We start from the raw sequence: 12,959 nt of genomic DNA on the forward strand, positions 1-12,959 counted from the left end.
GCATGATTCTCGCTTAGAGTAAAACGTATGAATGGCAAAGTTCATAGTTTAACGCTTCTAAGCGTGTTTTTGTTTGGGCTGACAGTGAGTTGTTCGAATATCGAATTCGAATTTGGACCGTATTCTATCCAAGAGATGGATATCGTTTACTCCGAACAGGAGGACGTGACCTTCCTCACCTGGCGGCTTCGCGAGGATGCGGATCTGGACCGTGTGCGCTTTGAAGTTAAAGAAGGGGATGTTTGGGAAAACCTTGACCTGAAAGAGGCGATTTTTCCTAGCGCGCCGTTTAAGTGTGGGGCTTCGTGGTGCTTTCAGTACCAGTGGGATGGCTACAGATCCTGGACGGGTCCGCCGCTTCGTTCCGTGCACGAGGATGAAGGCTATTTTGCCTCGCGCGAGGCTCGAACCCGCGAAGTTGGAACCACGATCTCCATCCAGCCTATCGCGCTCGGAAAGAACGATAGCATCGATCCTGTACTCGAGGACGGAGTTGCTTTGCTTCAGCCGCCGACCAGACGAAACTTCGACTGGGAGCTAAGGACCGGGGCGTTTCCCTGTGAGGGTACGGCTTTGTTTGGAGGCGAACTTTCGCCCTTTGCTGCTGTCTCGGATCCCACGTGGGTTGAGGTAGACGCCTGTCTTGTGGTTTGGGCAAAGCGGCGCGATGAGCGGAGATTGGAGGTCTTTTCTCCAGTGAAGCCGGCAGCCCAGACATTTTGGGTAGAAGCGCGGTATACGCCAGAGGTGGAGGAAGCTCCGATCGCCTACAATATTCTCTTTGACCTCGAAATACCTAGCCCGGAGCGGTGCCGCGAAGTCCAGGATACAATCAGCGACCTCTTCCGCGAGTCGTTTGGTGCGCGAGGGGAGCTCGCCGAATTGGGCACGTACTATCCGGTGGACCCAAGCACGGGGGAGAGTTTTGATGGTTGTGCCCAGTCCTCAACTCAGGACTATCCGACAAGTTCCATGATCCGAGATGCCGATGTGTTTGCGCGGCGGTACGACCCGAGTCCGATCAAGGTCGTTTGGATTTATGTGAACAATATTGACGTACCTCCGAATTCACGACTCGAAGCCCATTTCAACGCGATTAGTGAAGAAGAGTTTAATCGCTCGACCTTTGTCTGGGGGCTCGGTGCCAACGGTCTGCTTCAGAGTGGCTTGGATTGGGGCGAAGCGATGGGTTGGCGCCCGATTGAGGATCGAACGTTGAGCCGAGATATTCGAGCACGTGCGCGCGCCATTTTGCCATTCAAGACGATGCTTCACGATGATTCTACCCGCGTGAAAATTGATCCTCCTGAGGTTGAGGTGGAAAAGTTCAAGTTGTGCGCATCCAACCCGCGGTCAATTGAAAAGATTGGACTCGGCCGACAGCCGCCGACCATATACAGAACGGACATCATCGGCTGGGTGCCTTGGACCGATGAGTTTGAGATCTTCTATTTCCTGGAAGGACTTGAGGAGCAACGGGCGGTTCCAAACAATGAATATATCCGCCACGAGATCGTGACCGTTTATGAGTTTTGTACTCGGTTTTGCGCGAATCCGTTTCGCACTCAAGGCGGTCTGGACGTAGAGTCTTGGACAGACCCTCAGTTTGAACCGGGAATGCAGGTATGTCAGTGGGAAGGTTGATTCTGACCATAGCGCTCTTTCTGAGCACGTCTGCTCAGGCGCAGGAACGTGCGACGGTTCAGGAGCGATTCGCCACCAAGGAATCTTCCATCTATGGCCATGCGACCGTCTCATCGCACGTCAGGAACGACTTCTATGACTCGATCGGTGCTGGGGTCGATCTGGGTTTCTGGGGGACCGAAAACATAGGTGGCGAACTCAGGTTGCATTATTTCAATACGACTCTAGGCGCCGAAGCACAACGAATCCAAGAGACGACAGGGCTGACTCCTGATGCTCGGCCGCAAGATATGATGGTTTCGGCCGGGGCTCGGTGGTCACTCGGGTACGGAAAATTTCATATCTGGGAGCGTTGGGTTGTGCATTTTGACCCACAATTGGTGGGTCATGCAGGTGTGACTTTTGCTGAGACTCGCCTATTGCCAACGTTGAGCCTGGGGTTTTCGTTTCTTACGCATTGGCGTTGGAACATTCAGGCGAAGTTCGATTTACAGATCACGGTCCAATCCGAAGAGAGGGCGGCCCGAGGCCAAGTCACGAGCCTCGGTTTCCTTCCAATGCTCGGCGTGGGCTGGGCGTGGGAGGGGCTATGAGACTCTTGGCCCTCGGAGCCGTGATTTGGTTGGGCGGCTGCGTGCCGTTTCAGACCGTGGAGCTGGACGGAGAACGGTTTGAGGCCCTGCAGAAGCGCGATTTGGTCGGGACAGACCAACGTGCGCGCTGGGAGAAACAAGTCGGTCAAGAGGATGATTGGACCTCGGTGTTGCGAGCCTGGGTGTCATTCTCCATGTGTGAATCCATCGGCATGCGATTTAGCTCAACGAACGACTTGAGGGCCGAAGTTCACCTGGTCTTGTTGGAGTTTGAGAGCGTTCGGCGTGAGATTTTGGTGAGCGATCGAGGCTGGTCCGCAGTCCGAGGCACGGTTTCCGATTCACTTCTGCAGCCGGAGCACTGGGCACGATATCGTCAAGAGGCCGAACACGAAGTGAATTGGCCGGCGGCGCGGGAGAAATGGGGTGACGAGCTTCCATCGGAACAGGATATCATCGGGTCCTGCCAAAACTTGGGGAAGCTCACGCCAAAAGAGCAGACCGAGCGCCTTGAAGCGGTGATGTGGCCGGCTCTTAAATTGCTCGTTGAGGAGGCACAGGGTGGACCACTTGCCGAGCCTCTCTATCTCGCGGTCGGTTGGAGCCTCTTGACTTTGGAGAGGCTTGAGCAGGACGGTGCGGTCTTGAGCCGAGAGCTCGACGATTTGATCGAGATCTTTCTCAAAGTTGAGGCTCCGAATTCCCGCTCAAAAGAAATTGCGCAGGTGGAGTTGAATCGGGCGCGATGGGCGGGTTCATCAGCCGAGAGACTCACATTTGCTCAGGCGGCGTTGGAGAGTGCGTCTAACGAGAGCGCCGATTATTGGTATGCACGCTATCTGGTTCAGAAGTCGCGATATGAGGCCGGTGAATGGGAACTTCTGTCTTCAGACGCCGAGCTTCCGCCTCGAAATCACCCGGTGTTCACCGCAATGCTCTGGCGCACGGCTTCAGCGGCGAAGAAGGCCAATCGGCCGGAGGTCTTTTTGCGGATTGCGATGCAGGCGTTTGAAGATCGTTCACCTGGGCGCGACCCTTTTGTTGCCGCCCTTTACCGCAGTGTGCTCGAGCTGATTTCTGAGTATCCATTTGATGAACGCGTGGCCGAAATCGTTGAGAATCTGGGGCCGAGAAATCAAACATTTGCGCGTTGGGAAGACCTGGCGCGGATTTCGTTGGACCGTGGTTATCCCGAGAACGCGAGCGCGATTGCGTTGAAGTTACTCGGCGAGAATGGAGACGCGAGAGCACACGCTCGGTATCACGGGATCTTGGCTCTCTCCGCGTTTATGGACGATGACCAGGCGCGATTTGTTCGGCATGCGCGCCAGATCGCAAAGAGGGATGAGAGGGTCTTGTCGGCTCTTGGGACTGGGCGTCGGGCATCGTTCTTCTCTGGGCCAGATGAGGAGTTTGCGCGGATTCTGCGAACCACGCTCCCGATCATGGCGGAATGGGGTGAGTCGAATGAAGCGCGCGAGATGCGCGAGCGTTGGTTGCGCGTCCTGGTGGATGAAATGCAGCGATTCCTTCGAAGCACCGAGGAATCCGTGGTTCGCCCACAACTCTTGGAGCTCTATCGAATCGCGAGTGAGTCCTTAGCCGACCATCCTCGAGGCTATGCGCAGAGGCTTGGTAGCCCGGCTTCGACCTTGGTCATCGGTACCGTTCGCGTTCCTGATAGCAATCTCGAGGTACACGAGCCAAAGGTCGAAGTGAGCGAGTTGCGGCCGTTTTCAGTACTCATGGTGCCCTCGGATGGCGCTGGAAATCAGTGGGAGCTCTTGAGGGGGATACCATGAAGATTTTGGCGTCTCTTGTGCTTTTCGTGGTCCTCTTTCCTGCGTTGGTCTTTGCAGAAGATCCCAAGGCATGTGTCTATTCGTTTCAGTGCGGACAAGGATTTGTGTGTGAGGCCGGAGAGTGTGATCGCCTCGATTTCCAGCCTACCGAGGGTGCCGAAGCCATGTGCGGCGCCGATAGGCGGTGCAGGATCGAGCGAATGAAGCGGTTGAATGCAAATCGGCGTCAGGTCCAAATCGCTGAAGACGAGAGGATTGCTCGTGCGCGCCTCGCGGAGATTGAGGCTGAGAAAGAGGGGCCGCAAATTCGGCTAGATAGCCCGCTCAGCGTGGATTGGCGGGCGAGTCGTGCAGGGGCGCTTGGGTTTGCAGCGGGGTACACGTTGACGCGGTCGCTCAAAGTCGAGGGCCAGGCCTTTTTTTGGGAGGGTGATTATTATGGCGGAAATTATCGGTTCTACGAGCTGAATTACCTAAGCCTCTCGGGCATTTACTTCACGCACGGGGGCCCGCTTGCTGGCTACGTATCGGCCGGCTTTATGTATGGGTTTGGGGATTCGTCGGGCGATTTCTTCAGTGATTCCGAAGAGATTGTCTCTCATGCCCTCGACCTTCAACTGGGCGTGGATGTTCAATTTGAGCGGGGTTTCCACACGCGCCTCGGAATCGGCTATCGCCCGCTGATTTACCATAGAGCGGCGATTTCGCCTGGTGTTTACCCGCCGGATGCAGAAGACGCATTCGAAGACTGGCACTCGGATAATGTGATGCTGGATGTAATTTTCCTTGTAGGTTGGGCCTTCTGATGAAGATATTTTTGACTGTAATGATCGCCCTGATTTTGGCCTTCCCCTCGGTGGTTTTCTCCCAAGACGATCCCTTTGCTGAGCTGCGCCAAGAGGTGGCTGAAGATGCCGTGGATCCGAGGATAGAAGAGATCAATGAGTCCGTGGAAAAGCAGGTGATTTCTGGCCAAGGCTCGATTCACTTGTACCAACTCGTCGAAGAGATGACCGACGATCTCGTCGTCGATCTACAGGATTTGAATCTCGCTGCTGTCTCGCCTGTGGCGATGCGCCGAATGGGGCTGAGTCCAAACCTGAGCGCGGCATTCGGGGATTTTGTGGAATCCACGGTGGTTTCCGAGATTTCAAACGCCACCAAGCTGCGCGTCAAACGTTGTGTAGCTTGTTCTTCACTGCGCTCGCGCATTGAAGGCGGGGATTGGGTGGTGACCCTAGGTATGACGCAACACGAGGACTTCCGGCGCGAGGCCGAGGCGCTGGGCGTCAAGGCGTTCCTCGATTTGCGATTCGCGTTCTATCCTGGGGTCAATATCGCGGCGCTCAACGTGGAGGTGATACGGGCCGAGGACGGTGCGGTGATGTGGGCCGAAACATATCGCTCAGACTCGTCGACCGCCGCCATCTTGCGGTCTGGGGATCGCGTCGAATCGCGAAAAGAACGTTTGCTTGAGCTTGAGCGAAAACTAGATGCGAGGCCGTACTACGGGCATATCGTCTACGGGGGCGGAACCTATATCCCGTACGATTCGGACGCGGGGTCCATCTCAGGAATGGCGATGGGATATCGAATTTACGAGAAGTTTGGAGAAGATAGGAGATGGATGTTCGGCGTTGGGGCGGAGGGATTTGCAAACTTCAGCGAGGATAACGCGCTTCTGGGGAGCTTTGTCGGCGCCACATTGCACTTCCAGCTGACGGAGCCCAATTTGAATTCGGTCACGGTACGGACAGGGCCATCGCTCTACGGCTTCTTCGCCGGGACCGAGGGGAACTCCGCGGCTCTTGAGTGGGGCATTGATGCAATTATGCAGTTTCGGCTCGGGGTCGGGGCGAGTGCTTTCTACTTCGTTCCGACTGAGTTTGCCGGGGCAGATTTGGGTGGACTTGGATTTAAGGGTCGCGTCACCTTTAATTGGTGAGGATAAAATTATGAAGATTTGTCTGATATTCATTTTGGCTTTGGCCTTTGGTTGCGCGAGCACGGAGAAGCCGTCTACGACCATCATCGTGCCTAGCGCCGCGACCAGTGCTCCGGAGTACCGAGGAGACGGAACGATGCCCGCACAGCGTTACGTGGTGCGGATGAGCGACGGTGAGCGAGATTGGGAAGTCGAGTTCCCGGAGACGGCTTCCGGCTACGAAATTCGGATCCCGCTCGAGGCGCAAAAGACCAAAGGCGTGACCTGGCAGTCCGAAAACTTGACGGATGCCGACCGAAAGATCCTTGAGCGCGAACGAAGGATGAATCCAGGAATGGAGCGCGACGGCATCTTTGTGGGCGGAGAGAACCTTGCGGATGGAAGTGCCGAGCCGGGCGCTGAGCTCGATGAAAATGGTCAACCTATCGAGAGTCGAGAAGTTGGTCGGGTCAATGAAGACGCGGCGGCGCCGTCTAGGCCTAGCTACCTTCTGGGGATCGACGAGGTACAGGAGCTCTTTCAGGCTGGGAAATTTGAGCTCGCGATGGTTCGGGTGACCGAATTGGAGAAGGCGTACCCCAATGATGCGAAGCTTCTATCCATGATGGGGACCCTTTGGTTGCAGCTTGGCCGCAGAGAGCTTGCTCGGGAGACCTGGGAACGCGTCTTGCAGATTGACCCTGAGAACCGAGCGGTGATCGAAGCCTTACGCCAGCTCAACGGAGAATGAAATGCACGTGATTATTGGTGCACTGATGATTTTGGGGACCTTTGGGCTGGCCATGGAGCATATGAGCCAGGATTTCGATGGGTTTATCAACTACTATGCGTTGATTCTTCTGCTTGGGGTTCCGCTTGGGGGCGTGGTTCTGACGTATCGCTTCACCACCCTTTGGGACGCCATCAAGGCCTTTTTCAGGGCGGTCTTTGGGAGTCCAACGGCGGAGCGCGAGAGGTTGGCAAAGAACCTCCTAGCCTTTGGCAGGGAGATTCGTCGCGATAAGGCATTGCTCGCCTCGAAGATTTTGGACGACGAAAAGGACCCAGTTTTTAAGATTCTCGGGCGCCAGGTGCTTCAGAAATCTGATGCGGATGAGATCGAATCGGATGCCCTTGTGCTCGGACGCCGAGAATTGAGCGCATACCGGACCGGCGAACGTGTGTTCGGGACGCTTGGCGACCTTGCTCCAGCTATGGGCATGATCGGAACGGTCATCGGTTTGATTCAGCTCTTGGCCAATATGCGAGATTTCGAAAAGCTCGGTCCAGGCATGGCCATCGCCTTGTTGACCACGTTCTACGGGCTGATACTCGCCCACCTGGTCTATTTGCCTCTGAGTCGCTTGATCGCGGATTATGGCGCACGTCGAGCCGAAAATCTGGGATTGGTTGCCGACGGAATGTTGAAAATTGCGCGCCGTCGTCCGCTCCATGAGCTCTCGGATGTGGTTGGCGCGCAGGTGGACCTCGGTGCAAGCGCACAGGGGAGTACATGATGTTCAACCAAGACCGATTCACCTATGAGGCGGCCGACCATAAGGTTGGCTGGATCATGAGCTATGCTGATTTGATCACGATTCTTTTGACCTTCATGATTCTCTTGCTCTCCATCTCCGACCTGACTCAGACGCGTTTCGATATGCTCGTTGAGGCTTTGACGGGGGAGAAGGTCGGAAATCTGAACGAAGTGAAGGCGGAGCTTGATGAGGTGATTGAAGTCGACGGCTTGACCGGCGAGGTGTCTACCACTCTGGATGAATTCGGTCTGAAGGTTGAGTTTTCAAACGCTTTGCTTTTTGCGTCCGGCGAGGCCGAGCTGAGCGCGCGAGGTGAAACCGTGTTTCGTCCATTTGCGCAAAAGCTCGTGGCCGGCCTCGACCCCATTTATGGCGTAGTCGTTGAGGGATATACGGATGACGTTCCGATTTCGAATTCAAGATTTCGCTCAAACTGGGAGCTTTCGACGAGCCGAGCGATTCACGTCATGGAGCGGCTTACGGCCGCAGGAATCGACAGGCGGCGGGTGTCTGTGCAGGGTTTCGCCGACACTCGTGCCGCCACCGAAGTTGACCTCTTGGACGATAAAACCAAGGCTGAGCTCAGTGAGGCTGAGCTCGAAGACGCACGGAGTATGAATCGCCGTGTGATCTTAAGAATCGATGAGCTGCATGAGGACGTCTTGGGGCGGCTCCTAAAGCCGGTTCAAAATGAGGGAGGAGAGCAATGAAGTCGTTATTGATACTCGCGTTTCTTTTGGCTTCGAGCTTGTCGAGCGTGGCAAGCGCCCAAGATCTTTCACCCAGAGAGCGCGATTCGGTTCGGGCAGCCCAGGCGTCCACCAAGAAGGCGGCTCAGGACTCTGTTGCCGCGCTCTTCGCTAGACTTTGTCCTGGGCGCTGCGAGGTGATCGGGGTCGAGGTTGAAATGGAGGCGCCGAGGGCCTTGGGGCCAGTAGCTCCTGGATTTGAGTCGGTCACAGGGGCTTCGCTCTCGGTGGATCCCAAGTCTATCCAGGTCTCGGTGCTCCTCGATTCCAAACTGCCGCGTAATTTTCAACGAAACATTCCGAGAATGATCCAGCACCGACTTGGCTCCCTGGCACCTGTGGTTGAAGTTCGCCCCGAACTCTTGGATTTTCCTGAGCCTCAGTTGGAGCCGCTTCCGCCGTTCTACCCTGAGCCGCCCAGGTCTCAGCCTGCGCCAGCCCCGTTGCCTGAACCAGCACCACTGCCGGAGCCAGCCGTTGAAGAAGTCAAGGAGGCGCCACCGGCACCAGTTGAAGTGCCGTCGGTTTGGGAGTCTTTTGGCCCGTGGATTGGACCGCTGATCATGGCGCTTCTGCTCTTTTTGATGATGCTCTACTTGCTCAAGCGAATTGCAGAAATCGCAAAGCCTCAGACGTCGGAGACGGAATCTGTGGCCCGAAAGAGGTCTGTGGACGTTGAGGCGCTTCGTGAGGAGGTCTTGGCGTCAAGGTCTGTGCGAAATCGAATGATGCGCGAATGGGTCAACGAGGATTTGGACGGGGCCGTGAGAGCGGTTCATGTCTTGGGTCCTGACGTGTTGAACGATCTAAAGTCAGAGAGGGGCCTCAAGCCTGCATTGCAGCAGGTTGCGAAGGGGTTGGTGGAAACTCCTGAGCCGCTTGATGCCGAGCTGGAGTCCGTGGTCGCACGGATTCGGACCCGCCTTCGAGCTGCGCAGGTCTTGCACGATGATTCTGCGGCTGCTGAGTGGGAGTTCCTCGAGGGTGTTGCGCCCGGAAGTGTGATGCAGGCGGCGCAAAAGCTGACGCCGGCGGAGCTTCTTCACGTGGTGGGGCATTTACGTCCTGAGATTCAGGGAGCGCTGATGGAGCGGTTGACTAAAGAAGGACGTGAGTCATTGTTCTCTGGGGCCGCAAAGGGTCTTAGTAGATCCGAGTCTCAGGAGCTCGCGTCCAGGTTTCGACGGGCGGTCGAGGAGTTCGGGCAAGAGTCGTCGGAGGCGCAAGTTCTGGGGGCAATGTTGGGTTCGCTCAACGCCGCCGAACAAGAGGAAACCATGCGGGAACTTCGCCAAAAACGTCCACAGCTCGCTGCAGAGGTTCTGAGCGGACATCTTCTGGAGAGCGCTGTGAGCTACGCGCCACCCGAGGCCGTGGCCGACGCACTCTTGCGTGTAGAGCTCGAGTCGCTCGCCGCTTTTGCGCGGGGAAGTTCTCAGGCCATCCGAGATAGCTTGTTGTCGCTTGTGAGCGGGTCTCGCAAAGCGGCGTTGGAGGCCGAGCTCAGTCTTGAGATCCCCGTAGGGCGCGCGGCGTTTCTGGAGGCGCGTAAGGCGTTCCTCTCCAATCTTCAGGGCGCACTTGAGCGAGAAGGAGAGGATATCTTGCGGGTGAACTCAAAGGCTTTGATGAAAAAGCCCCTGAACCCTGTTGAAGCTAATGAGGCGAGTTCATGAGACTACTTCTGATATTGCTGACTTTGTCGCTCTCGGGATGTACCGTGATCCGTTACGTGGACCCCGAGGAGAACAACACCACTAACAACGGCGACACGCCGCCGCGCGTGGTGGATATGTTGGTGATGGTCGACATGAGCCGATCATCGGCGACGCTCTCAAATGAGTATTTTAGGATTTTGGGTTTTCTGACTAGTGGTCTCGCGTCTCAACGCGTGGAAGTGCGAAAGATGGCGCTCGCGCCGCTAGACAGGCGAATTGGGCAGACTGTGCCGCTGATTTACGGGACCGACGACGCAAATGCAGAGTTTGGGTCGCCTGCGGAAGCTTTGGTCTATTACGCAAAGGATGGTGGAACTCTCTTTTTGACCGATGAGGCCGAGTCTGATTTTGAGAACCTTGCGCTCCTTGGGCCCGGCATCGAAAGTCAGGCCATCTACCGAGCCAACGGAGCTACGCAGGACGGCCGGCCATACTTCACGGCGCCAGAGGACGGTTTGATCGTGGTGACTTTGAGTCCTTCGGCCCGAATTTGTGGTGCGGCAGACGAGAACTGCTTCCTGGACAACCAACCCGCGGCTGACTTTCTTCTCTCGGAGACGGGTGAGGGCGCTGCGTGGCTCGACTTTCCGGGTGATAAGGAGCTCGGCGTTTCAAAAGTCTTTCACGTGGTCGTAGCGACTCAGGAAGGGCAGGGCGATTTTCAAGCGTTCTCTGAGTATTGCCGGGATTTTGCAGGATTTCCGAGCGGTACGATCGATTTGCTAGAACCCTCGGCTCTCACCTATTTTGGGCCGACAGTTGAGCGTATCAATGATGGGCCGGGGCGGGCTTTGTTTATCGACCTCTGCGAAGGGATGTCGGAGCTTGGCGAGATCGCGGTCGGCAAGGCGGTTGTCGAAATCCGGCGTGGGCTTTGATGGATCGAGAGGTTGCAGAACGTGTCAGCAGTGCCTTGGCCGTGGTAGCCGCGCTTTGCGTGGGACTTTTTCTCGGAGGTAAGTATTGCGCCGAAGTCCCGCCGGTGGTGGAGCCTGCCCCGGAAGTTGCTCCAGAGAAGGTCTGTCCTGAGCCCGCACCTTGCCTTGACGACGTGGACATGGACCCGCCAGATGCGCCCGCTCCCGCGCCAGAAGAAGAAATGCCTGAGCCCAAGACGCCCGCAAGACGCGAGCTTCCCGAAGCGCCTCCAGTTCTTGAGCCAAAGTTAAAACAGCGTCTGCTGGCGTTTGTTCGCGACAACGCCTCGGAGCTTAAGCCGTGCCGAGAGCCGCAAGGTGCGGTCCGGCTCGGCGTGTTGTTGGACGTGCAGCCCGACGGACGGGTCAAGAGAGTGAGTTTTCAAGCCGGCAAGGACGAGCTAGAACCACAAACCTTGGAATGCCTCCGCACTCGAATTCTTGAGTGGGAGGTTCCAGAAGAGTTCTTTAGCGAAGATCAGCGAGTGATGTTCTCGCTCATACTTTAGAAGCCTCGGGTTCTTTGATGAAAAAGATCGGCTTGATTTCAGACACGCATGGGTGGGTTCATCCTCATATTCACCAGGCTTTTGCCGACATGGATTTCATCGTTCATGCCGGAGATATTGGTAAGCCTGAGGTCCTCGAAGAGCTCGAGCGGATTGCGCCTGTCAAAGCCGTCAAAGGAAATATCGACGGTGGTGAGTTACGGTTCTTGCCCCTTGAGTTGGTGGAAGAGGTGGAGGGATTGAGGCTCGGAGTACTGCATATTGCGGGTAATCCCAAAAATCCAAACCGAGATGCCAGATCGTTTATCGCAAGGGAGAAGCTCGATGTGATCGTGGTGGGGCATAGCCATATTCCGGTGGTCGCGAGGTTTTCGGAGACCCTTTGGATAAACCCGGGCGCAGCCGGAAAGAGCGGATTTCACCTCGAGCGATTTGCCGCGATTCTTGAGGTCGATTCCGGGGAGGTTTTGGGCATGAGCCGGGTGCTCTTAGGGGCGCGCGGCGAGAAAGCGTAGTCCGGGACGTATCGTTTCGTGGACGCTGATCATCAAAGCGATTAGAATGCAGCGCTCTCTTGGACCTAGGAAAAGCTATTTGAGCTTCCCGAATCCCGAAAACCTGGTTCCATTACCTCAGCGGGTCTGGGGCTTTATCTGGCGAATTCTCAAGAATTTTCGGCGAAACAAAGGTCTACTTCTTGCGGGGGCTGTTGGGTACAACGCATTGTTGTCCATGATCCCGGCCCTGGCGATCGCCATCTACGTGCTCTCAGCATTTATGGACACCGAGGCGCTTCTGATGGTGATCTCGGCTGAGGTGGACCTCGCGATTCCAGGCCGAACAGAAGCCATATCCTCGGCGCTTGAGTCCTTCTCAGAGACGCGCCATTTGGTGGGCGCCGTGGGTCTTGCGGTCTTGCTCTTCTTCGCGAGTATCGCGTTCAGAATGGTTGAGGATGCGATGTCGATCATCTTCAGACACCACAAAAAAGTTAAGACTCGCCATCCGGTGATTTCCGCCCTGATGCCGTTCATTTACGTCTCGGTGGTGACCTTTGCGGTCTTTGTCGTGACGGTTGTCGTGACGGCTTACGAGGCCGTTGCGAGCCGTGGCGTCTGGTTGTTTGACCGTGAATTGCAGCTTGAGGGCTACTTGCCACTCTTGCTCAAGTTCCTCGGGTTTGTGGGCGTGGTCTCACTCTTTACTTCGTTCTATCGCGTGCTGCCGATGGCTCGAGTTCGCCTGCGTCTGGCCATCTTCGGAGGGCTAATTGCGGGAATTCTCTGGGAGATCGTGCGCGCGTTCTTGGTCTGGTATTTCGCCTCCATTTCGCTTGTGAATGCAGTCTATGGGTCGGTGGCTACGGTGGTGATCGTGCTCCTTTCCATGGAGATTGCCGCCGTGATCTTGTTGCTCGGGGCTCAGGTTATCGCCGAAATCGAGGTGAGTGCGGAGGCAGGATTGCCGTGGTGGGAAGAGCCAAAGAGGTCTGTGCGCGTGTTCCACGACCCTCCCACCGAAGATCTGGAAACCAAATAGCTCTTGGGTTGGATTTATATTTGAGT

The 12,959-nt window shown here is 56.1% G+C and carries 13 protein-coding genes; all 13 read left to right on the plus strand.

Translation table 11 applies throughout. The annotated features are described in order from the left end of the window. The first annotated feature begins 27 nt into the window (after positions 1–27). A complete protein-coding gene (locus tag FRD01_RS20645; protein WP_146962833.1) occupies positions 28–1,644 on the plus strand; it encodes a hypothetical protein in 1,617 nt (538 codons plus the stop codon). Beyond that, positions 1,626–2,237: a porin family protein gene (locus FRD01_RS20650; RefSeq protein ID WP_146962834.1), complete on the plus strand. Its 612-nt coding sequence runs from the start codon at positions 1,626–1,628 to the stop codon at positions 2,235–2,237. The genes FRD01_RS20645 and FRD01_RS20650 overlap by 19 nt, the downstream gene beginning before the upstream one ends. Then, complete coding sequence (locus FRD01_RS20655; protein ID WP_146962835.1) at positions 2,234–4,039, plus strand: hypothetical protein; 1,806 nt, start codon at positions 2,234–2,236, stop codon at positions 4,037–4,039. Before FRD01_RS20650 ends, FRD01_RS20655 begins: the two co-directional genes overlap by 4 nt. After that, positions 4,036–4,845: a porin family protein gene (locus FRD01_RS20660; protein WP_146962836.1), complete on the plus strand. Its 810-nt coding sequence runs from the start codon at positions 4,036–4,038 to the stop codon at positions 4,843–4,845. The genes FRD01_RS20655 and FRD01_RS20660 overlap by 4 nt, the downstream gene beginning before the upstream one ends. Then, complete coding sequence (locus FRD01_RS20665) at positions 4,845–5,984, plus strand: hypothetical protein (protein WP_146962837.1); 1,140 nt, start codon at positions 4,845–4,847, stop codon at positions 5,982–5,984. The genes FRD01_RS20660 and FRD01_RS20665 overlap by 1 nt, the downstream gene beginning before the upstream one ends. Positions 5,985–5,994: 10 nt before the next feature. Continuing rightward, positions 5,995–6,714, plus strand: coding sequence for a tetratricopeptide repeat protein (locus FRD01_RS20670; protein WP_146962838.1), 720 nt, complete (start codon positions 5,995–5,997; stop codon positions 6,712–6,714). A gap of 1 nt (position 6,715) precedes the next feature. Beyond that, a complete protein-coding gene (locus FRD01_RS20675) occupies positions 6,716–7,480 on the plus strand; it encodes a motility protein A (protein ID WP_249755789.1) in 765 nt (254 codons plus the stop codon). Then, a complete protein-coding gene (locus FRD01_RS20680; protein WP_146962839.1) occupies positions 7,477–8,211 on the plus strand; it encodes an OmpA/MotB family protein in 735 nt (244 codons plus the stop codon). Before FRD01_RS20675 ends, FRD01_RS20680 begins: the two co-directional genes overlap by 4 nt. Continuing rightward, on the plus strand, positions 8,208–9,926 hold the full coding sequence (locus FRD01_RS20685) for a hypothetical protein (RefSeq protein ID WP_146962840.1): 1,719 nt from the start codon (positions 8,208–8,210) through the stop codon (positions 9,924–9,926). Before FRD01_RS20680 ends, FRD01_RS20685 begins: the two co-directional genes overlap by 4 nt. Next, positions 9,923–10,846 (plus strand): hypothetical protein, encoded by a 924-nt coding sequence (locus FRD01_RS20690; RefSeq protein ID WP_146962841.1) that lies wholly within the window; start codon positions 9,923–9,925, stop codon positions 10,844–10,846. The genes FRD01_RS20685 and FRD01_RS20690 overlap by 4 nt, the downstream gene beginning before the upstream one ends. After that, positions 10,846–11,394, plus strand: a complete 549-nt coding sequence (locus FRD01_RS20695) for a hypothetical protein (protein WP_146962842.1) — start codon at positions 10,846–10,848, stop codon at positions 11,392–11,394. Before FRD01_RS20690 ends, FRD01_RS20695 begins: the two co-directional genes overlap by 1 nt. Before the next feature lie 17 nt (positions 11,395–11,411). Beyond that, a complete protein-coding gene (locus tag FRD01_RS20700) occupies positions 11,412–11,909 on the plus strand; it encodes a metallophosphoesterase family protein (RefSeq protein WP_146962843.1) in 498 nt (165 codons plus the stop codon). 79 nt (positions 11,910–11,988) lie between these two features. After that, positions 11,989–12,933, plus strand: a complete 945-nt coding sequence (locus FRD01_RS20705; RefSeq protein WP_249755790.1) for a YihY/virulence factor BrkB family protein — start codon at positions 11,989–11,991, stop codon at positions 12,931–12,933. Positions 12,934–12,959 lie beyond the last annotated feature (26 nt).

Source organism: Microvenator marinus, from assembly GCF_007993755.1.
Classification (GTDB): Bacteria; Myxococcota_A; Bradymonadia; order Bradymonadales; family Bradymonadaceae; genus Allomicrovenator; species Allomicrovenator marinus.

Coding starts and splice junctions, on each gene's coding strand:
- FRD01_RS20645 (WP_146962833.1), top strand. CDS start 28: ATGAATGGCAAAGTTCATAGTTTAACGCTTCTAAGCGTGTTTTTGTTT.
- FRD01_RS20650 (WP_146962834.1), top strand. CDS start 1,626: ATGTCAGTGGGAAGGTTGATTCTGACCATAGCGCTCTTTCTGAGCACG.
- FRD01_RS20655 (WP_146962835.1), top strand. CDS start 2,234: ATGAGACTCTTGGCCCTCGGAGCCGTGATTTGGTTGGGCGGCTGCGTG.
- FRD01_RS20660 (WP_146962836.1), top strand. CDS start 4,036: ATGAAGATTTTGGCGTCTCTTGTGCTTTTCGTGGTCCTCTTTCCTGCG.
- FRD01_RS20665 (WP_146962837.1), top strand. CDS start 4,845: ATGAAGATATTTTTGACTGTAATGATCGCCCTGATTTTGGCCTTCCCC.
- FRD01_RS20670 (WP_146962838.1), top strand. CDS start 5,995: ATGAAGATTTGTCTGATATTCATTTTGGCTTTGGCCTTTGGTTGCGCG.
- FRD01_RS20675 (WP_249755789.1), top strand. CDS start 6,716: ATGCACGTGATTATTGGTGCACTGATGATTTTGGGGACCTTTGGGCTG.
- FRD01_RS20680 (WP_146962839.1), top strand. CDS start 7,477: ATGATGTTCAACCAAGACCGATTCACCTATGAGGCGGCCGACCATAAG.
- FRD01_RS20685 (WP_146962840.1), top strand. CDS start 8,208: ATGAAGTCGTTATTGATACTCGCGTTTCTTTTGGCTTCGAGCTTGTCG.
- FRD01_RS20690 (WP_146962841.1), top strand. CDS start 9,923: ATGAGACTACTTCTGATATTGCTGACTTTGTCGCTCTCGGGATGTACC.
- FRD01_RS20695 (WP_146962842.1), top strand. CDS start 10,846: ATGGATCGAGAGGTTGCAGAACGTGTCAGCAGTGCCTTGGCCGTGGTA.
- FRD01_RS20700 (WP_146962843.1), top strand. CDS start 11,412: ATGAAAAAGATCGGCTTGATTTCAGACACGCATGGGTGGGTTCATCCT.